Source organism: Amycolatopsis sp. NPDC034160 (assembly GCF_055575355.1).
This window is the reverse complement of record NZ_JBVISU010000016.1, coordinates 143,705-163,495: the sequence shown is the minus strand read 5'-3', so window position 1 is coordinate 163,495 and position 19,791 is coordinate 143,705. Positions and strand designations below refer to the sequence as shown.

The 19,791-nt window shown below is 69.2% G+C and carries 15 protein-coding genes; 6 read left to right on the top strand and 9 right to left on the bottom strand.

What is annotated here, in order from left to right:
* Positions 1-92 precede the first annotated feature (92 nt).
* Positions 93-2,666 carry an aminopeptidase N gene (pepN, locus tag ACZ54P_RS28430; RefSeq protein ID WP_465464637.1) on the top strand — a complete coding sequence of 858 codons (2,574 nt, stop codon included), beginning with the start codon at positions 93-95 and terminating at the stop codon, positions 2,664-2,666.
* A 103-nt stretch (positions 2,667-2,769) separates the two neighbouring features.
* Here pepN and ACZ54P_RS28425 read toward each other — a convergent pair whose 3' ends face one another.
* Entirely contained in the window at positions 2,770-3,252 is a 483-nt protein-coding gene (locus ACZ54P_RS28425) for a DUF5130 family protein (RefSeq protein WP_465464636.1), read from the bottom strand.
* Complete coding sequence (ctaJ, locus tag ACZ54P_RS28420; RefSeq protein ID WP_465464635.1) at positions 3,239-3,502, bottom strand: aa3-type cytochrome oxidase subunit CtaJ; 264 nt, start codon at positions 3,500-3,502, stop codon at positions 3,239-3,241. Before ctaJ ends, ACZ54P_RS28425 begins: the two co-directional genes overlap by 14 nt.
* A 300-nt stretch (positions 3,503-3,802) precedes the next feature.
* Here ctaJ and ACZ54P_RS28415 point away from each other — a divergent pair, with 300 nt between their 5' ends.
* Positions 3,803-4,138 (top strand): hypothetical protein, encoded by a 336-nt coding sequence (locus ACZ54P_RS28415; protein ID WP_465464634.1) that lies wholly within the window; start codon positions 3,803-3,805, stop codon positions 4,136-4,138.
* A gap of 155 nt (positions 4,139-4,293) precedes the next feature.
* Here the strand turns inward: ACZ54P_RS28415 and ACZ54P_RS28410 are convergent, their stop codons facing one another.
* Complete coding sequence (locus ACZ54P_RS28410; protein WP_465464633.1) at positions 4,294-4,788, bottom strand: HNH endonuclease; 495 nt, start codon at positions 4,786-4,788, stop codon at positions 4,294-4,296.
* A gap of 421 nt (positions 4,789-5,209) precedes the next feature.
* On the opposite strand from ACZ54P_RS28410, the gene ACZ54P_RS28405 reads away from it, so the two are divergent.
* The 3 genes from ACZ54P_RS28405 to ACZ54P_RS28395 are packed head-to-tail and all read left to right on the top strand — an operon-like array spanning position 5,210 to position 8,156.
* Complete coding sequence (locus ACZ54P_RS28405; RefSeq protein WP_465464632.1) at positions 5,210-6,187, top strand: mechanosensitive ion channel family protein; 978 nt, start codon at positions 5,210-5,212, stop codon at positions 6,185-6,187.
* Between the two features lie 20 nt (positions 6,188-6,207).
* On the top strand, positions 6,208-6,603 hold the full coding sequence (locus ACZ54P_RS28400) for a globin (RefSeq protein ID WP_465464631.1): 396 nt from the start codon (positions 6,208-6,210) through the stop codon (positions 6,601-6,603).
* Complete coding sequence (locus ACZ54P_RS28395) at positions 6,603-8,156, top strand: glycoside hydrolase family 13 protein (protein WP_465464630.1); 1,554 nt, start codon at positions 6,603-6,605, stop codon at positions 8,154-8,156. The genes ACZ54P_RS28400 and ACZ54P_RS28395 overlap by 1 nt, the downstream gene beginning before the upstream one ends.
* Positions 8,157-8,234: 78 nt before the next feature.
* On the opposite strand, the gene ACZ54P_RS28390 is transcribed toward ACZ54P_RS28395, so the two are convergent.
* Positions 8,235-9,683 carry an LVIVD repeat-containing protein gene (locus ACZ54P_RS28390; protein WP_465464629.1) on the bottom strand — a complete coding sequence of 483 codons (1,449 nt, stop codon included), beginning with the start codon at positions 9,681-9,683 and terminating at the stop codon, positions 8,235-8,237.
* A gap of 87 nt (positions 9,684-9,770) precedes the next feature.
* On the opposite strand from ACZ54P_RS28390, the gene ACZ54P_RS28385 reads away from it, so the two are divergent.
* Entirely contained in the window at positions 9,771-10,412 is a 642-nt protein-coding gene (locus ACZ54P_RS28385) for a DUF305 domain-containing protein (protein ID WP_465464628.1), read from the top strand.
* A 77-nt stretch (positions 10,413-10,489) separates the two neighbouring features.
* On the opposite strand, the gene ACZ54P_RS28380 is transcribed toward ACZ54P_RS28385, so the two are convergent.
* From ACZ54P_RS28380 to ACZ54P_RS28360, 5 genes are all read right to left on the bottom strand, one after another.
* Positions 10,490-10,792: a hypothetical protein gene (locus tag ACZ54P_RS28380; protein WP_465464627.1), complete on the bottom strand. Its 303-nt coding sequence runs from the start codon at positions 10,790-10,792 to the stop codon at positions 10,490-10,492.
* Between the two features lie 63 nt (positions 10,793-10,855).
* Complete coding sequence (locus tag ACZ54P_RS28375) at positions 10,856-11,491, bottom strand: DUF8010 domain-containing protein (RefSeq protein ID WP_465464626.1); 636 nt, start codon at positions 11,489-11,491, stop codon at positions 10,856-10,858.
* Positions 11,484-11,903: an acyl-CoA thioesterase gene (locus ACZ54P_RS28370; protein ID WP_465464625.1), complete on the bottom strand. Its 420-nt coding sequence runs from the start codon at positions 11,901-11,903 to the stop codon at positions 11,484-11,486. Before ACZ54P_RS28370 ends, ACZ54P_RS28375 begins: the two co-directional genes overlap by 8 nt.
* A complete protein-coding gene (locus tag ACZ54P_RS28365; protein ID WP_465464624.1) occupies positions 11,903-16,876 on the bottom strand; it encodes an NAD-glutamate dehydrogenase in 4,974 nt (1,657 codons plus the stop codon). The genes ACZ54P_RS28370 and ACZ54P_RS28365 overlap by 1 nt, the downstream gene beginning before the upstream one ends.
* 345 nt (positions 16,877-17,221) lie before the next feature.
* Positions 17,222-19,777 (bottom strand): tetratricopeptide repeat protein, encoded by a 2,556-nt coding sequence (locus tag ACZ54P_RS28360; protein ID WP_465464623.1) that lies wholly within the window; start codon positions 19,775-19,777, stop codon positions 17,222-17,224.
* Positions 19,778-19,791 lie beyond the last annotated feature (14 nt).

The following is a 19,791-nucleotide window of genomic DNA, read 5'->3' as shown; positions in this document are numbered from 1 at the left end:
GTCGGTGTTGTTCCCGTCGTCAGCACCACCCTCGACATGATTGGATGCCTGTAGTTGGAAACCAAAACCGATACCGATGACCAGAGGTGCCAGTGCCCGCCCCCAATCTGACCCGAGACCAAGCCAAGCTGCGCGCGGATCTGCTCGACGTCGAGTCCTACGACATCGAGCTGGATCTGACCGACGGCCGCGGCGGTCCCGGTGAGAAGACCTTCACGTCGAAGACGACGATCAAGTTCGCGAGCGCCAGAAGCGGCGAAGCGTCGTGGGTCGACATCGTCGCCGAGGGGATCGAGTCGGCCGTCCTCAACGGGACGGAGCTCGACGTCAGCGGGTACGTCGAGGACAAGGGCGTCGACCTGCCGTCGCTCGCCGAGTCCAACGAACTCGTCGTGGACGCGGTCTGCCGGTACATGAACACCGGCGAGGGCCTGCACCGGTTCGTCGACCCGGTCGACGACGGCGTCTACCTCTACACGCAGTTCGAGACCGCCGACGCGAAGCGCATGTTCGCCTGCTTCGACCAGCCCGACCTCAAGTCGGTCTACCGGCTCACCGTGCTCGCGCCAAAGGACTGGAAGGTCATTTCGAACGCGCTGATCGAGTCGGCCGAGGAGACCCCGGAAGGGGCCGTCCGCACCGTGTTCAAGGTGTCCGAGCGGATCTCGACCTATCTGGTCGCGTTGATCGCCGGCCCGTACAGCGAGTGGCGCGACGAGTACTCCGACGCCCACCGCACGATCCCGCTCGGCATCTACTGCCGCGCTTCGCTCGCCGAGCACATGGACGCGGACAGGCTGTTCACCGAGACGAAGCAGGGTTTCGCCTTCTATCACGAGAAGTTCGCCACCCCGTATCCGTTCTCCAAGTACGACCAGCTGTTCGTGCCGGAGTTCAACGCGGGCGCGATGGAGAACGCGGGCGCCGTGACCTTCCTGGAGGACTACGTCTTCCGCAGCCGTGTCACGCGCTACGCCTACGAGCGCCGCGCCGAGACGCTGCTGCACGAGATGGCGCACATGTGGTTCGGCGACCTGGTCACCATGCGCTGGTGGGACGACCTGTGGCTGAACGAGTCGTTCGCGACCTTCGCGAGCGTGCTCGCGCAGGCCGAGGCGACCGAGTACAAGAACGCGTGGACCAGCTTCGCGAACATCGAGAAGTCGTGGGCGTACCGGCAGGACCAGCTGCCCTCGACGCATCCGATCGCCGCGGACATCGTCGACCTGCACGCGGTCGAGGTGAACTTCGACGGCATCACCTACGCCAAGGGCGCGAGCGTGCTCAAGCAGCTCGTCGCCTACGTCGGGCTCGACCACTTCCTCGAAGGCCTGAAGGTCTACTTCGGCAAGCACGCCTGGGGCAACGCGACCCTGGCGGATCTGCTGGGCGCGCTGGAAGAGGCCTCGGGCCGCGACCTGTCGTGGTGGAGCGCGCAGTGGCTGGAGACCACCGGTCTCAACTCGCTGAGCCCGCGCTACGAGGTCGGCGCGGACGGCGCGTACACCTCGTTCGCGGTCACGCAGACCGGCGCCAAGCCGGGTGCCGGTGAGCTGCGGACGCACCGCGTCGCGGTCGGCGTCTACGACGAGGACGAGAACGGCAAGATCGTCCGCAAGCACCGCGTCGAACTCGACGTCGACGGCGAACGCACCGACGTGCCGGAGCTGGTCGGTCTCCCAGCGGGCAAGCTCGTGCTGGTCAACGACGACGACCTGACTTACTGCACGATGCGGCTCGACCCGGCGTCGCTGACCACGCTGATCGACCGCATCGCCGACATCACCGACCCGCTGCCCCGCACCCTGTGCTGGTCGGCGGCCTGGGAGATGACGCGGGAGGCCGAGCTCAAGGCCCGCGACTTCGTCACGCTGGTCCAGCGCGGCGTGCACACCGAGACCGAGGTCGGCGTGGTGCAGCGGCTGCTGCTGCAGGCGCAGACGGCGCTGAACTCGTACGCGAACAAGGCGTGGGCGGCGGACAAGGGCTGGCCGGAGTTCTCCGGACGGCTGCTGGAGCTGGCGCAGGGCGCCGAGGCCGGTTCGGACCACCAGCTCGCGTTCGTGAACTCGCTCGCCGGATGCGTGCTCGACGAGAAGACGCTGGCGATCATCGCGGGCTGGCTCGACGGCACGGCCCCCCTGGAGGGCCTGACCGTCGACACCGACCTGCGCTGGCGGCTGCTGCAGGCGCTGGTCGCGCACGGCAAGGCGGAGAACGCCGAGATCGACGCGGAACTCGCCAAGGACGACACCGCCGCCGGACGGCGTCAGGCGGAGCGCTCGCGGGCGCTCCGGCCGACCAGCGAGGCGAAGGCCGACGCGTGGCAGCGGGCGGTGTACGACGACGAGCTGCCCAACGCGGTCAGCGACTCGCTGATCACCGGGTTCTCCCACCCCGGTCAGAAGCATCTGCTCGGCGACTACGTGACGCGCTACTTCGACGTCGTCGACGAGGTGTGGCAGCGGCGCTCCAGCGAGCGGGCGCAGCCGACCGTGGTCGGGCTGTACCCGTCGTGGGCGGTCGAGCCGTCGACCGTCGAGGCGTCGGACGCGTGGCTGGCCGGGGAGCACCCGGCGGCATTGCGCCGTCTCGTTTCGGAAGGCCGGGCCGGGATCGTGCGCGCGCTGGCGGCCCGTGAGTTCGACTCGCAGGCCGATGCTTAGTCCGGTGACGCTCTTGGTCCCGTAACGCAATGAAGGGGCCTTTCCTCGCAAATTTTGCGAGGAAAGGCCCCTTCATTGCACTTGGAAGCGCTTGAAGCGAGCGTCAGTGCCGAGGCGAGCCGGCCTGGTCACTGAGCATGCGCAGGGCGTTCACGAGGCCGCCGATGAGGTCGCCTTCCTTGAAGGAGGCCACCATGCTGGCCACGGCGAGCTTCGCGCCGCGGTCGGGCAGGCGGTAGCGGGCCTGCGAGCCCGTCACGATCTCGATGACGCGCTGACCGGGCGACACGGCGACGACCACGGCGTCGGCCGGGTTGTCGGTCGAGGCCAGCAGGCCTTCGGCGGCCACGCGGGTGTCGTCGCCGAGCTCACCGAGGTACACACTGAAGTCGAGGCCGGTCTCGCGGCTGGCCAGCGTGAGTGCCTCGTCCAGCCGGGCAAGCTGCTGGGTCGAGAATGGGCTGATCGGCCCAACCGGTTCGTACATCTTGGCGGCGGAAATCCGGCCGCTGGAGGTAACAGCGGCGCCGTAACCGGGCTCTTCGTCGACAGCTGCGGACGCGTGGGTCAGTTCACCAGTTGCCACGAGCGCCTCCCGTCACCGAAGTTCCGTCCGTCGCACCGACGGCGGTCGCACCGCCCACGTTCGCGTGCGAATGCCTGGCGCCGACACCCTCGGGGTTGGCGCTCCACCACATGGCCGGGTACTCCCACGGCTGCCCCGGCCGGTACCGGGCGTTGCCCGCGCCCTTCGACCGCAGCGTGGCCACTCCGCAAAGCGCGTAGATGACCAAGGGGATCACCGCGAAGACCAGGATCGTCTCGACAAGGTTCACGCGCGTGAGCGTATCCGACCCGGGGACGGAACGCCGTGCCGCATCCGGTCCTGTGACGTGGTCCGCGCCACCGACCGCTCGCCCGCCGGAGGTGGCCGTCCGCCGCTTGCCGCGAAAGCGCTCCCACGTTGAGCCGAAGCCCCCAAGGCCGAAAGGTTGCAACTCAACGTACGGGCGGCCGCACCCGGCGCTGTCGTCTTGTCGTGGCCTTGAAATCCTCGTAGCTTTTTCACCTGTACGGGCCTTGCGCCCAGCTCCCCCACCCCAGCAGGTAACGCACCGGTCGCAGGAGGATATGTCATGCAGAGCACCCAGACACCCGGCCAGGCGATCAACGACGACGTTTCGTCACTCTTCGAAATTGAATTCTTCACCGGCACGCGTGTGACGGCGGGCACACGGGTTACGCGCGGTACTCGTGTCACTCGCGGTACCCGGGTCACCGCCGGTACCCGTGGCACCCGTGGCACCCGGGTGACCCGGGGCACTCGCGTCACCGCCGGCACGCGCGTCACCCGTGGCACGCGCGTCACTCGCGGCACCCGCGTCACCTGCGGAACCCGGGTCACTCGCGGCACGCGCGTCACCCGTGGCACCCGCGTCACCTGCCAGAACGACTTCGCGCTGGCCGCCTGAGGCCGAGCACGACCGGCCGGACGGCGAGACGCGGCAGTAGGGGATTGCGTACTTGTAGCGGTACCGAGCAGCACAACGGCATCATCGGCCCGCCCCGGCAGCCGGAAGGCAGCCGGGGCGCCGACGTCTTTTCAGAACCAGCGTCAGAACTGAGATCAGGCCGCGGTGCCCAGGTACGGCCGCCACAACGGGTCGGCCTCCTTGGAATGGGCGAGCAGCCGCCAGTGCGGCCCGTGCGGGGCCCTCGGCACGACACGCAGCCGCCAGCCGATCTCGGACAGCAGCTTGTCCGCCTTCCGATGGTTGCACTTGGCGCAGCAGGCCACGCAGTTCGTCCAGCTGTGGGGGCCGCCACGACTGCGCGGGACGACGTGGTCGATCGTCTCGGCCCGCCCCCCGCAGTAGGCGCAGCGGTACCGGTCGCGGTGCATCAGCCCGGCCCGGGTCAGCGGCACCTGCGCGCGGTAGGGCACGCGCACGTAGGTGCTCAGCCGGATCACCGAAGGCACGGGCAGCGAGACCTTGGCGGCGTGCAGTTCGTGCCCTCCCGGGTCTCCGTGCACCACCTCGGCCTTGCCGCACATCACCAGGACCACCGCGCGCCGCAACGGCAGCGCCGTGAGCGGCTCGAACGTGGCATTCAACAGCAATACCCGTCTGCGGCCCCACGAAGTCGTCGTGGGTGCCGCCGTAGTCGACGGATCCCGCCCTCTACGCTGTCCGGGCGGGCGGGCAACACCCCCTGGCCGGGTTCCCGGCCCGCCCGGTGGGGCCCCGTGCGAGGGGGCACCTCCCGGATGAGCGCGCAACACGACCTCCGGCGCCTGTCCGGCCAAGGCTTGGCTCGGGACGCCGAGGGGGATGGGTTGTCGGTCTGGCACTCGACCACCTCCACCGGTGCAGGCATAGTCGACCACAGATCAGCCCCAAAGTGCACGTGTGTTACACGACGTGTCACATGCGCGCGACCCCGCGTCCACATGAAGTTGGGTGTTTCGAATACGCGGGGGTTCCTGCCGCGCCCAGCAGCGCGAACGGTCCCCGCCGAGCTGGAAAGGACATTTCTTCTCCGTGAACCTGCTGCCCACCGAACCTCCGGCCTGCGTCAAGGACGCCAGCACCTTCTGCGGCCAGGTGTTCCAGGTCACAAACAACGAATGGCTCTCCGCGTCGGCCGGCTGGCTGCTGACGAAGCCGATCAAGATCCTGCTGATCATGGCCGTGGCCTTCCTGCTGCGCTACCTGGTCCGGCGCCTGATCAACCGCGTCACGCGGATGCCGAGCGGCTCCAAAAAACTGCCGGCCCTGTTGAGACCGCTGCGGGAGAAGGCTCCCGAAGTGCTCGGGTCGGCGGTCATGGAACGACGCCGTCAGCGCGCCGCCACGATCGGCTCGGTGCTCAAGTCGATGGCGACGTTCTTCGTCTACGGTCTCGCGTTCATCCTCGTACTGGGTGAGCTGGGCATCGACCTGGCACCGATCATCGCCTCCGCGGGCATCGTCGGTGTGGCACTCGGTTTCGGCGCGCAGAACCTGGTCAAGGACTTCCTCTCCGGCATCTTCATGATGATCGAGGACCAGTACGGCGTCGGTGACGTCGTCGACGTCGGTGAGGCGTCCGGCACCGTCGAGGCCGTCGGCCTCCGGATCACCACCCTGCGTGACATCAACGGCACCGTCTGGTATGTCCGCAACGGCGAGGTGCTGCGCGTGGGCAACTCGAGCCAGGGCTTCGCCGTGGCCGTCGTCGACGTTCCGCTGAGCTACTCCGCCGACGTCGAGAAGGCCATCGAACTGATGGCCCAGAGGTCGACCGCGCTGCTGGAGAGCGAGGCGCTGGCGCCCAACGTGCTGGAGCCGCCCGAGATGCTCGGTGTGGAGACCGTCACGCCCGAAGGCATCAAGGTCCGCATGACGGTGAAGGTCCGCCCCGGCAAGCAGTGGGCCGTGCAGCGCGCGCTGCGGGCGCACCTGCTCGCCGCGCTCGACGAAGCGGGCTTCGAACCACCTCTGGGGCGCTTTATGTCGACCGGCCCCGCCGCCCAGTAGGACAAGGGCAGAATGGAAGTGTGTCCGTGAGCGAACCAGACCCCACGACCTTGTACGAGGCGATCGGCGGTGAACCGGTCTTCACCCGGATCGTCGCGCGGTTCTACGCCGAGGTGGCTGTCGACGAAGTCCTTCGCCCGCTGTACCCCGAGGAGGACCTCGGTCCGGCGGAGGAACGCTTCCGGCTGTTCCTCATGCAGTACTGGGGCGGCCCGCACACCTACTCGGATCAGCGCGGCCACCCTCGGCTGCGGATGCGGCACGCGCCGTTCAAGATCGGCCCGATCGAACGCGACGCCTGGCTTCGCTGCATCAAGATCGCCGTCGACGAGGAGCACATCGAGGAGCCGTACCGCAGTCAGCTGTGGGCGTACCTGGAGATGGCCGCCAACAGCATGATGAACAGTTTCGTGTGATGAAGCGCGACGTGGCTTGGTGGGACCAGGCGGTCTTCTACCAGGTCTACGTGCGCTCGTTCGCCGATTCCGACGGGGACGGCGTCGGTGACCTCGAAGGCATCCGCAGCAAGCTCGGATACCTGGAGCTGCTCGGGGTCGACGCGCTGTGGCTGACGCCGTTCTACCGCTCGCCCATGGCCGACCACGGGTACGACATCGCCGATCCGCGCGATGTCGACCCGATGTTCGGCACTCTCGGCGATTTCGACGTCCTGCTGACCGAGGCGCACAAACGCGGCATCAAGGTCACCATCGACGTCGTCCCCAATCACACCAGCAACACCCACGCCTGGTTCAAATCGGCGATGGCGGCGGCGCCGGGCAGCCCGGAACGCGACCGCTACATCTTCCGTGACGGGCTCGGCCCGCTCGGTGACCAGCCGCCGAACAACTGGGTCAGCTCGTTCGGCGGCCCGGCGTGGACCCGGGTCCCGGACGGCCAGTGGTACCTGCACCTGTTCTCGCCGCAGCAGCCGGATCTGAACTGGACCAACCACGAGGTCGCCGCCGATCTGGAGCGGACCCTGCGGTTCTGGCTGGACCACGGGGTGGACGGCTTCCGCGTCGACGTCGCGCACGGCATGGCGAAACCACCGGGCCTGCCGGACATGGACCCGCGGGTGAACCCGCTCGGGCCGAGCGAGTTCTACGACCCGCGCTTCGACAACGACCGGGTCCACGAGATCCACCAGATGATCCGCAAGGTCCTCGACGAGTACCCGGACGCGATGGCCGTCGGCGAGATCTGGGTGACCGACGAGGAACGCCTCGCGCGTTATCTGCGGCCGGACGAACTGCATCTGGCGTTCAACTTCCGGCTCGTGCTCACGCACTTCGACGCCGACGCCCTGCGGACGGCCATCGAGCGGTCCCTGGCGGTGCCGAAGTCCGCCGGGGCGTCGGCCACCTGGACGCTGAGCAACCACGACGTCTGGCGGCAGGTCAGCCGGTACGGCGGGGGTGAGCGGGGCGTGCGGCGGGCGCGGGCGATGGCGCTGGTCGAACTCGCGCTGCCCGGGACGATCTACCTGTACAACGGCGAAGAACTGGGCCTCGGCAACGTCGACCTGCCCCCCGAGGCACTCGCCGACCCGCGCGCCAAGACCTCCGGCGCCGAATTCGGCCGTGACGCGGCGCGAGTGCCGCTGCCGTGGGAAGGCGACCGTCCGCCGTTCGGTTTCTCGCGCAATCCGCGCACCTGGCTGCCGATGCCCGCTTCCTGGGCCTCGGTGACCGTGGAGGCGCAGCTGGAGGATCCCGCGTCGACGCTGTCGCTGTACCGGCGGGCGATCGAGCTCCGCAAGTCACACCGGGCTTTCCGCGGCGACGACCTCGAGTGGTACGGCGCCCCGGCCGGCTGTTTCGCGTTCCGGCGGCGAGGTGGCGGGCTGATCTGCGCGCTGAACACCTCCGCGAGCCCGATCGCGTTGCCGCCGGGCGAGGTGCTGCTCTCCAGCGTGGGGCTGGTGGACGGGAAACTGCCACCGGACGCGGCCGCCTGGCTCGTCTGAGCGCCCCCGGGAATGCAAGGAAAGGCCCCTTCATCGCAAATTTTGCGATGAAGGGGCCTTTCAGCTCACGCTAGGAGCTCAGTTCATGCCCGGGTGCAGCTTGTACTGCGTCTGGGCGTTGAACTGGTTCTGCCGGACGAACTTCGCCGGGAAGGTCCGCCAGTCGTTCAGCTCCAGGACGTCCAGGCCCTTCACGAGGTCGGACGAGAAGATGTAGCCGTTGTACCAGTACGCCGACCACGTGCCACCGCCGACGAGCTTCTCGTTCGACAGCGGGCCACGCTCCCAGTACGCGATCTCCTTCGGCTTCTTGGAGTCGGTGAAGTCCCACACCGAGACGCCGCCCTGGTACCAGGACTGGACCATGATGTCCTTGCCCGGCACCGGGATCAGCGAGCCGTTGTGCGCCACGCAGTTCTCGGTCTCGGACTGGAGCCGCGGGATCTTGTAGTAGCTGCGGAACTCCAGCTTGCGGTCGTCGCCGCGGCCAGTGATCTCGTAGATGCCGTTGGCACCGCGGCTGGGGCCGAACTTCTCCAGGCAGGTCGCCATGCCACCGCCGCCGAGCTCGTCGGTGAAGACGACCTTGTTGGCGTCGTTGTTGAAGGTGGCGCTGTGCCAGAACGCGAAGTTCACGTTGTCCTGGACCCGGTCGATGACCCGCGGCTTGAGCCGGTCGGCGATGTCGATCAGGACGCCGTCACCCATGCAGGCACCGGCCATCAGGTCCTTCTCCGGCAGCGCCGTCAAGTCGTGGCAACCGGTGGTCGGCGAGCGGCGGGTGCCGTCGGGGTTGTCGCCGCCGGCATTGCCGCCGTCCGGGAACAGCACCGGGGTCGCGACGAGCGCGGCCTTCGCCGGGTCCTTCACCGGAACCTTGATGATCGACAGCTTGTCGTGCGGCGGCTGGCAGTCGGGCAGGTTGGCCGACGGCGCGTACGACGAGACGTAGATGTAGACGTCCTTGCCGCGCTTGTCCGGCACCAGGGTGTTGGTGTGCGAACCGCAGTCGGTCTCGATCGCCGCGACGTACTTCGGCGCCGCGAGGTTCGAGATGTCGAAGATCTTGATGCCTTCCCACGCCGTCTTGTCCGACGCGGGCTTCGAGACGCTGTTGCACGAATTGTCGCTACGCGAGGAGTCCGTCGACAGGAAGAGCAGGTCACCGGAGACCGACACGTCGTTCTGCCCGCCAGGGCAGAGGACCTGGCTGACGATCTTCGGGCGGTGAGGGTTGCGGACGTCGAAGACGTTGAAGCCGTCGTACGTGCCGGTGATCGCGTGTCCCTTGGTGAACGCGATGTCCGTTCCGGTCGAGTCCTTGGTGAACGGTCCCTGTTGCGGGACGTTCGCGATGGACCGGAGGTTCGGGCTGTGGACGATCTCGTCCACTCCCGGGATCGTGGTCGCCGACGGTTCGGCGATGACGGCCGGCGCGACGAGCGCGCTCGACGCGCCCAGGGCGGCGACTGCGGCCGCCGACACGAAGATCCTGGTCAAGCGGCGTTTCAGCCCAGGCTGCAGCACGTTATGGCTCTCCTTCCACCCAGCTTTACGCGCACCTTATTCCTTATTTAGGCTCAGCAGATACCGACCAATGGAGGATCTCCCGGGATGAAAAAGAGTTTGACATCGGCGCTCTTCGTCGCCGCGTTTCTCGTCTCGGGCTGCACCGGCGACGACACCCCCGCCGCACCGGCGTCCAGCGCCCCGGTGATCGTCCCCGGAAAGCCGGGTGAGCAGGCGGGCACCGTCGCTCCCGGCCCGGTGAACCGCGAACAGCCCAACCAGGCCGACGTCGACTACATCACCATGATGATCCCCCACCACCAGCAGGCGAAGGTGATGACCGACCTGGTGCCGGGCAAGACGGCGAACGAGCGGATCCGGGCGATCGCGGGCCGGATCTCGGTCGCCCAGGACGGGGAGATCACGATGATGAAGACGTGGCTCGCCGACCGCGGCAAGCCGGTGCCCGGCGAGGGTCACGACGGACACGGCGGTCACCACGATCACGCGCTCATGCCCGGGATGGCGACGGAGGCGCAGCTGGCCGATCTGCGCGCGGCCTCCGGCACGGCCTTCGAGAAGCTGTTCCTCGACCTGATGATCGCGCATCACCAGGGCGCGCTGACCATGGCCGAAGCCCAGCTCGGCAAGGGAGTGGAGATCAAGGCGCAGGAGATGGCGCAGGAGGTCATCACCGGCCAGTCCGCCGAGATCGAACGCATGAAGGCGATGCGGGCGACGCTCTAGCCACCCACGCGTTTCGTCCTCTGAATGCGGTAGTTCGTGTCGCCGACTACCGCATTCAGAGGACGAAACGCGGGAGGTCAGGCGTCGCCGGAGGAGCCCATGTCGCCGGAGCCGGAGTCCGAGCCGGAGTCGTCGAGGGTGCCGGAGACGATCCAGGTCGCCAGCGCGGCGGCCTGGACATAAGGTGCGGCCTTAGCCGCGGCCCGGCCGGCCGATTTGGCTCGGCCCCATTTCTCCGGGCGTTCGGCGCGGTCCGGCGCCTCCTCACCCGGCGGCCGCTCGGTCCGCCACGGGGTCTCCTCCGGCCGGACCTCGGCGAGGAAGTCCGCGGTCGGATCCTCCCCGTCCTTACCGGCGTCACCAGGGTCCCTGTCACTCATGAGGACAGCCTGACACCGCGGGCGGCCGGAAGCCACCCGCGGCGCCAAGCGGTAAGAAGCCCGTCAGAAGAGCAGGGGCAGAAGCGCGTGGCGGCGCTTGAGGACGGCGCCGTAACGCGCGTCGATGCGCATCCACGAATCCGTCGCGGTCACGCGGACGACGTCGCCGTCGATCGACGAGTCCACGAAACCCATCCCGGACAACGCGAACAGGCACCGCATCTGGACCTTGATCTCCAGCTCACCGCCGGTGACGGTGAGCACCGCCTGGTCCATCAGCGACGCGGGCGGGTTGCCGTGCGGGCCGACGTTGTCGCGGGCGAGGGCCACCCCGCGATCGGCCAGCTCCGAGATCACCGTCGCCGGCAGTTCGTCCACCAGTTGCCAGCGCCCCGGAGCGGGCAGCTCCGAATGCCACATCAGGTCCCTGGCCGGGCCCGGATCCATCCGCTCGCCACCCGCCACGGTCAGCGCGGCGAGCAGCTCGTTGCCGGACACCGTGACGTCCGACGGTGTGATGTCGCCGGCGACGGCCCTGGTCGCGAGAACCTCGAACGGGGTCGCGCTCCACGCCTCGACGACGCCGTCGCCGCGCTGGCGCAAGCGCACCAGCGTGTTCTGGTCGAGCCGGACCGCCCTGGCCACGAACGCGCCGAGCGTTTCGCGGTCACCCGCGTCCGGGATGACGAGCTCAGGCATCCGCGAACCCCTTCTGCAGGAAGGCGCGTTCGTCCTCGGTCAGCCGCCGCGGCCGCTCCGTCACCGTGTCGTACGGCGCGAGCACCGTCTCCGCGGTGACCGCGACCTTGTCGACCTCGGCGGGCCCGGCGTGCACCCGATAGCCGAGAGTGAAGCTGGCGTGCTTCAAGTCCTTCAACGAGATCTCCACCCGGATGTCCTGATCGGACACCACGATCGGCGAACGGTAATGGACGGCCAGCTTCACCACCACGATGCCCTTGGGCAGTTCGGTGAGCCCGGCTCGGACGGCGTCCCCGAACAGCAGGGGGATCCGCGCCTCCTCGAGCAGGGTCACCAGATTCGCGTGGTTGACGTGCCCGTATACGTCCATATCCGACCAGCGCGGCCGGATCAGGGAAATGTAGCCCACTACCTCACCGTGCTCCGGATCTGCCTCGCGGCCACCGACAACGTCGCCAGGTCGAGCTTGCCGGACTTGCCGATCTCGTCCAGCGCCACCCTGGCGCGCTGCAGCCGCGACGCGTTGGTCTTCTCCCAGTGCGCGATCTTCTCATCCGGGTCGGTACCCGAATCGCTGTGCCGCAACGCGTCCAGCGTGATCGCCCGCAGCGAGCCGTACACGTCGTCCCGCAGCGCCAGCCGCGCGAGCGCGTGCCAGCGGTTGCCGCGTTCGAGACCGCTGATCGAGGTCAGCATCTTGTCGACGCTGAGGTGATCGGACAGCGCGTAGTACAGCGCGGCGGTCTCCGCCGGGCTGTGCACCGCGTCGATCCCGACCTGCTGCTCGGCCATCTCCGCCACGTCGGTGACGTCGAGCAGGCCGAAGGTGTGCAGCAGGAGCGCCACGCGCTGGGCCAGTTCGGCCGGGACACCCTGCTCGACCAGCCGCTCGGCGTTGTCGTCGACGGACGCGCATTCGACACCGCGGAGCAGTTCGTGCGCCCGCGGGGCCAGTTCGCCGACGACCCGGCCGAACCGGTTGATCTCGGCGAGCGGGGCCAGTGGCTGCGGCCGGTTGGTGAGGAACCAGCGGGCCGCCCGGTCGAGCAGCCTGCGGGTCTCCAGCATCATCTCGTCCGCGACCTCGGTCGGCACGACGTTGTCGAGCGCGTCGATCTGCGCCCACAGCGAGGGCAGGTCGTAGACGTGGGCGACCACGGCGTACGCGCGGACGGCGTCGGTCGCGGTCGCGTTCATCTCCTCCATCAGGCGGAAGACGTAGGAGATCCCGGCACCGTCGACGACCTCGTTGGCCACCATCGTGGTGATGATCTCGCGCTTCAGCGGGTGCTGGAAGATCGCGTCGCCGAACTGTTCGCGCAGCGGCTTCGGGAAGTACTCCGGCAGACGCCGCGAGAACACTTCCGAATCCGGGAGTTCGCTCGCCAGCAGCTCGTCCTTGAGGTCGAGCTTGACGTGCGCCATGAGCGTCGCCAGCTCCGGCGAGGTGAGGCCCTCGTTCGCCTTCTCCAGCGCGCGGAACTCCGCCGAACTCGGCAGCGCTTCGAGCTTGCGGTCGAAGGCGCCCTTCGCGACCAGCGCCGCGACGAGCCGCTGGTGCACCGAGACCATCGGCCCGGCGTGCGCCCGGCTGACCCCGAGCACGGCGTTCTGCCGGTAGTTGTCGGCCAGCACCAGCTCGCCGACCTCGTCGGTCATCCGCTCCAGCAGTTCGTTGCGCTGCTCGGCGCCCAGCGATCCGGTCGAGACCAGGTGATCCAGCAGGATCTTGATGTTGACCTCGTGGTCGGAACAGTCCACGCCGGCGGAGTTGTCGAGCGCGTCGGTGTTGATCTTGCCGCCCGCGCGGGCGAACTCGATCCGGCCGAGCTGGGTCAGGCCCAGGTTCCCGCCCTCGCCGACGACCTTGACGCGGAGCTGGTTCCCGTTGACGCGCACGGCGTCGTTGGCCTTGTCGCCCGCGTCGGCGTGGGTCTCGTTCTCGGCCTTGACGTAGGTGCCGATGCCGCCGTTCCACAGCAGCTCGACCGGGGCCAGCAGGATCGCCTGCATGAGGTCGTTCGGCGCCAGCTTCGTGACGTCCTCGCCGAGCCCGAGCGCCTCGCGGACCTGTGGAGTGATCGGAATCGTCTTCGCCGAACGCGAGTAGATGCCGCCGCCCTCGCTGATCAGCGAACGGTCGTAGTCCTCCCACGACGAACGCGGCAGGTCGAACAGCCGCCGCCGCTCGGCGAACGACGTCGCCGAGTCCGGGTTCGGGTCGAGGAAGATGTGCAGGTGGTTGAAGGCGGCCACGAGCCGGATGTGCTCCGAGAGCAGCATTCCGTTCCCGAAAACGTCACCCATCATGTCGCCGATGCCGACGACGGTGAAGTCCTCGGTCTGGGTGTCCTTGCCCAGCTCACGGAAGTGGCGCTTGACGCTCTCCCAGGCACCCTTCGCGGTGATGCCCATGGCCTTGTGGTCGTAGCCGACGGAACCACCGGAGGCGAAGGCGTCCCCGAGCCAGAACCCGTAGTCCGCCGAAACCTCGTTCGCGATGTCGGAGAACTTCGCGGTGCCCTTGTCGGCCGCGACCACGAGGTAGCTGTCGTCGCCGTCGTGGCGGACCACGTTCGGCGCCGGGACGGTCTTGCCCTCGACGCGGTTGTCGGTCACGTCCAGCAGTCCGGAGATGAACATCCGGTAGCAGGCGATGCCCTCGTTCAGCTGGGCGTCACGGTCCAGCCCCGGGTCACCGGTGGCCGTCGGCGGGCGCTTCACGACGAACCCGCCCTTCGCGCCGACAGGCACGATGACCGCGTTCTTGACCGCCTGCGCCTTGACCAGGCCGAGGATCTCCGTGCGGAAGTCCTCCCGGCGGTCGGACCACCGCAAGCCACCGCGCGCGACGTCACCGAAGCGCAGGTGCACACCCTCGATCCGGGGCGAGTACACGAAGATCTCGTACTTCGGCCGCGGCTCGGGCAGCTCGGGCACCGCGCTCGGGTCGAGTTTGAGCGCCAGGTACTGCCGGGGATTCCCGTCCGCGTCGGTGACGTGGTAATTCGTGCGCAGCGTGGCGAGGATGACCGCCATCAGACGCCGCAGGATCCGGTCCTCGTCGAGGCTGGTCACCTCGTCGACCAGCTTGCCGATCTCGGCGGTGAGCTGATCGGCCTGCGACGCGCGGGCCTCGGCGCTGATCGAGAGGTCGAAACGCGTCTCGAACAACCGCACCAGCGCGGTGGCGATGTCGGTGTGCGCGAGGACGGTGTTCTCGATGTACTCCTGCGAGAACGGGATCTTCGTCTGGCGCAGGTACCGCGAGTAGGCCCGCAGGATGGCCGCCTGACGCCAGGTGAGCCCGGCGCACAGAACGAGCCCGTTGAAGCCGTCGACCTCGCAGTCGCCGCGCCAGGCGGCGAGGAACGCGTCCTGGAAGCGGACTCGCAGATCGGTGTCCGCGTGGTCGAGCACCTGCGGATCGATCCGCAGGCCGAAGTCGTAGATCCACGACCTGCCACCGTCTTCGCGGCGCAGTTCGTAGGGCCGCTCGTCGACGACCTCCACGCCCATCCGCTGCAGGACCGGGAGAACCTGCGAGAGGGTGACCCCCTCGCCGCGCAAGTACAGCTTGAAGCGCCGCTCCCCCGCCTCGGCGTCGGCGGGCAGGTAGAACGACATCGACAGGTCGCCCTCGTCGGTCAACGACTCCAAGGCACGGAGGTCGGCGAGCGCCTCGAGCGCGCTGAAGTCCTCCTTGTAGCCCTCCGGGAACACCGCGGCGAACCGCTGCCCCTGTTCACCCGCGGACTCCTCGCCCAGCAGGCCGATCGCGACACCGCTGTCCCCCGCGCGCTCGCGACGTTCGGCGAGGATCGCCTCGACCATCCGGTCGTCCCAGCTGCGGACGGCTTCGTTGAGCCGCTCCTGGATGCGCAGGGTGTCCGGTTCCGACCGCTGCGAGGGGTCGGTGTGCACGATGAAGTGCACCTGCGCGAGCACGGTCTCCCCGATGCGCGCGCTGTACTCCAGTTGCGTGCCTTCGAGTTCTTCGAGCAGGACCTCCTGCATCGCGAGCCGCGAACGGGTCGTGTAGCGGTCGCGCGGGAGGTACACGAGGCAGGAGTAGAAGCGCCCGTACGGGTCGCGACGCAGGAACAGCCGCAACCGCCGTCGATCCGACAACGTGATCGCGCCGGTCGTCGTGGAGTACAGCGAATCGGTGTCGGCCGAGAACAGGTCGGCCCGCGGCCAGTTCTGCAGCACCTCGAGCATCCGCTGGCCGGAGAAGGACTCCATCGGGAAGCCCGCGCGGTGGATGACCTCGCGGACCCGGTTGCACACCACGGGGATGTCCAGCACGTTCTCGTGCAGGGCGGTGGTGGTGAACATGCCGAGGAAGCGGTGTTCGCCGGTGACCTTTCCCTTGTCGTCGAACGTTTTCACGCCGACGTAGTACGGGTAGACCGGGCGGTGCACGGTGGACGGCGCGCTCGCCTGGGTCAGCACCAGCAGCGTCGGCGCGAGCGCGGACACCGCCGTGTCGGGACCGGCGGTGAGGCTGCGCGCGGCCAGGCTGTCCTGGCGCAGCACGCCCAGCCCGGTCGCGAGCACCGCGCGCAAGACGGGCTCGTCGTTGTCGGGATGCGGGTTGTCGATCAGCTCGTAGCGGCGGTAGCCGAGGAAGGTGAAGTGCCCGTCGGCGAGCCAGCGCAACAGCCGGGCGCCTTCGGCGACCTCGCCGGTGGGCAGCGTCGGCGGGTTCTCGTCCAGTTCGTCGGCGAGACGGCGCGCCTGTTCCGCCATCTTGTCGGTGTCCTCGACGACCTCGCGCACGTCGCCCAGCACCGACGAGAGCCGGTTGTCCAGCTCACGGGCGCGGTGCGGGTCCGTCACCAGGTCGATCTCGATGTACATCCACGATTCGGCCGCCGAATTCGCCGGCGGCTCGGCCGGGTCGGCGTCCGGGTGGACCGCCAGCAGCTCACCGGTGAGATCCCGGCTGACCACGACGATCGGGTGCACGATGCGCTGCACCTGCACGCCGTCGCGGGCGAACTCGGCCGCGACGGAATCCACGAGATAGGGCATGTCGTCCGTGACGACCTGCACGACGGTGGCCTCACGCGTCCAGCCGTCTTCGGGGCCGGTCGGGTTCAGCAGGCGCACCGCGGGACGGCCGGGCATCCGGTCCTTGGCCAGCTGCAGATGCGAGCGGACGGCGCCGACGAGGTCGACCGGGTCGTCACCGAGAATCTCTTCGGCGGGGATGTGCCGGTAGTACAGGCGGATCAGGTCGCCGATCTCCGGGGCGTACGCCGCGGCGGCGTCGATCAGGTCGTCCCGGATCTGCTCCGGGTTCACCGACCGGCGCCGGGCGCCGTCTTCGGTGCCGACATCTGTTCCGGGCGGGGACGAGACTCCCGTCGAGCTCATTTGAGACAACTCTCCACTGTGCGAGATTGACACCGCGACCGGCACGACTCTGTACCGGCCCAGACCCCAACCTACAGCTCCGGACTGACGGCTCCACAAGGCCGGGTCCTTCGCGTCCGTCGAAGATTTCCCTGCTCAGATAGCGGAATCGCCGTGATCGGTTCAGCTACTGGCCGGTCACATAGGCGGTCTGTCCGGCCCTTCGCGCACCCCGCCGCACCGGGGGTGACCAGCACCCATTCCGGTTCACCGGACCGGCGCAAGGCCTCACCCGGTCGGCTGAATCGTTCCAGCTCGGCACTGCTCCGACCGAGGTGGAGCAAGGGACCTTTGCTATCGCCGGGGTCAGTCGCTCCCGTTGGCGCGGTGCCGGTCGCGACCGTTGACCGGACGCTTTCCCGAGTCCTGGGAACCGAGCTGTTTCACGAGCGCGGCGGCGCTCGCGGTGCCGGCCTGATGCTCGGCGAGCGCACGGGCGAGCAGATCGGCGAGACCGGCGTCCGGCGGCGGCTCGTCTTCCGCGATGGCGCGGGCGTAGCTCTCGGGGAACGGCGTGATCGGCCGCCAGGATCCGGTGTCGGTCAACGGGTCCAGCGCCGGTGGCATCCGCAGCCGCGGCAGCCACGGATCCACGACCTCTTCCTTGGCGCTTCGCGAGGCGCTTTCCCGGGTGCTCTCCTGGACATTTTCTGGAGTATCGCCGGGGAACGACGGCGCCGGGTCTTCCCGGGGCGGCGGCGCGAGCGGGACGGCGGGTTCGGCGTACTCCACCGGCGCCTGCTCCCGGCGGGCGTGTCCGGTTTCGGCGCGTTCCTCGCGGGCAGGGCCCGGCTGCGCGTCCGCGGTGTTGTCCGCACGACGGCGGCCACCACCCTGTCCGCCGGTGCTGGAGATCCCGAGGCGGTCCAGCACCGATTTCGCCGCCACGGAACCGTGTTCGGCGTCGTGCCTGGTCGTCCGCGGGACGGGCGCGGTGGACCGGCGGGCGCGTTCTTCGGCCGCCCATTCGTCGCTCTCCCACAACGGGGCGGCGGTCCCCGGGGGACGCGGTGGTTCGGCTTCCGCCGCGATCCGCGGCCGGGGTTCGGCGGCGGGTTCTGGCGCCAGGAGCAGTTCCGGCACCGGTTCCTCGTACCGGACGGGGGTCTCTTGCCGTCGCCGCGCGGCCGGGATCGGGGCCTCCGACCGGGTGGCTGTGGGGTCGGGTGTCGAAGAGGCGACCTGCTCACGAGCGGGAGGAGCTTCCGGACGACTGCGTCGCCCGGGCTCGGGCTCCGGCTCTGGTCGCGGTGTGGGTTTCGGCGGCGGCTTCAGTGTCGGTGCGACAGGTTCGGCCTTGGGCTCGAACCTGATCGAAGGCTTGGGTTCCTGGGGTTTCTTCGGTACCCGGCGGCGCCAGTCGCTGGCGGACGCCGCGGCTTCGCGAGCCGGCTCCGGACGGGACGGCGGCTTCAACACCGGCGCTTCGGTCTTTTCCGCGGCGGGTGGCTCCTCCGGCCGTGGAGGATCGACAGGACGCGGCGGGTCGACGGGACGCGAAGGCTCGACGGAACGCGGGGGCTCGACCGGCGCGTTCCGCGGGGGCTCGGGCGCCGCGTGGCTGTTCTGCCGCACGGGCCGCGGCGGTTCACGGCGAACCGGTGGCTCGGCGGCCGCCCGCTTCCGGGGCGCCACGTCGATCGGCGCCATCACCGAGGTCACCTCGGCCGGGGCGGGCTCGGGTGCCGCGCCGGCGGACGGGCGCGCGGCGACGGCCCGCAGGACCTCGTCGAGGTCGACCGCGGCGTTCTCGGCCGCGCCGAACTCGCCGACCAGGACATTGCACGCCTGCCTGCGCGCGCGGGCGTGCAGGTGTTCGGCGGCACGCGAACGGTGGAAGCAGCCGATGGCCTCCTCGGGACGGCCGAGCCGTTCCTCGATCTGCGCGAGTTCCAGCCACAACCGTGCCGTGACAGCGTGCAGGCCGTGACCCCCGGTCCCGGCGACCGCTTCACGCACGAGCATGCCCGCGGCTTCCCCGGATCCCGCGGGCAGCAGGACGCGGGTGGCCACCGCCAGCCGCAACCACGCGGCCGGTGAGATCCCGGCGGCCCGGACGGGCGCGTCGAGGACCGGCTGCGCGACCTCCAGCGCCATCGCCGTGTCGCCCCGGTCAAGTAACGTGCAGACGAGTTGCAGGATCAGCCTGATCCGGACGAGACCGCCGTCGTCGTCGGGGTTCACGAGCTTTTCGAGCATGCCCAGCCCGGTCCGCGCGGCGTCCGCCGCCGCCGTCAGATCGCCGTGGCGACGACGGTGCGCCGACACCCCGACCCGCAGCATCGCGCGGATCAGCAGCTGCGAATCCGCCGCCATCGAGCGGTCGCCGAGCACGAGCTTGTCCGCTTCGGCGAGCACCCGGTCCAGTTCCGTCTTACGGCCGAACTGAGCGAGGCAGCCGACGAGATGGCACAACGCCTCGGCCCGGTGCACCGGCGAAACCGCCGGATCCGCCAGCAGCGGACGCAGCGCGGCCAGCCCGGTCAGCGGGATGCCGACACTGCGCGCACAGACCGCGAGGTCGATCCGCAACCGGGCCGCGATGTCGCCGTAGCCCGCGTGTTCGGCGGCGCGCAGGGCGGCCACCGCCCGGCCGACCGTCCGGGGACGGCCACCGAGCCGCACCCGAGCGGTCACCACGAGGCTCTCCGCGCGGATCCACTGCTCGTCGGCACCGGCCGCCTCGGCGAGCGCGGCCGCGCGCTCCCCGAGGACCAGTGCGAGTTCGGGTGCCCTCAAATGCAGGGCGTCCGCTCGTTCGATCAGCCTGCCGACAGCGGACAAGGTTCCCCCGGTGGCAGCCGTCCGCCCACCCACCATGGTGGTGGGCGAGCCCGGCCGTTGGCGCTTGCTGGCTTCCACGGGGAACCCCCGGC

What these genes read in the sequence shown, in the direction of transcription:
- ACZ54P_RS28415 (WP_465464634.1), top strand. Translation starts at nt 3,803, where the DNA reads ATGCAGAGCACCCAGACACCCGGCCAGGCGATCAACGACGACGTTTCG.
- ACZ54P_RS28395 (WP_465464630.1), top strand. Translation starts at nt 6,603, where the DNA reads ATGAAGCGCGACGTGGCTTGGTGGGACCAGGCGGTCTTCTACCAGGTC.
- ACZ54P_RS28385 (WP_465464628.1), top strand. Translation starts at nt 9,771, where the DNA reads ATGAAAAAGAGTTTGACATCGGCGCTCTTCGTCGCCGCGTTTCTCGTC.
- ACZ54P_RS28380 (WP_465464627.1), bottom strand. Translation starts at nt 10,792, where the DNA reads ATGAGTGACAGGGACCCTGGTGACGCCGGTAAGGACGGGGAGGATCCG.
- ACZ54P_RS28375 (WP_465464626.1), bottom strand. Translation starts at nt 11,491, where the DNA reads ATGCCTGAGCTCGTCATCCCGGACGCGGGTGACCGCGAAACGCTCGGC.
- ACZ54P_RS28365 (WP_465464624.1), bottom strand. Translation starts at nt 16,876, where the DNA reads ATGAGCTCGACGGGAGTCTCGTCCCCGCCCGGAACAGATGTCGGCACC.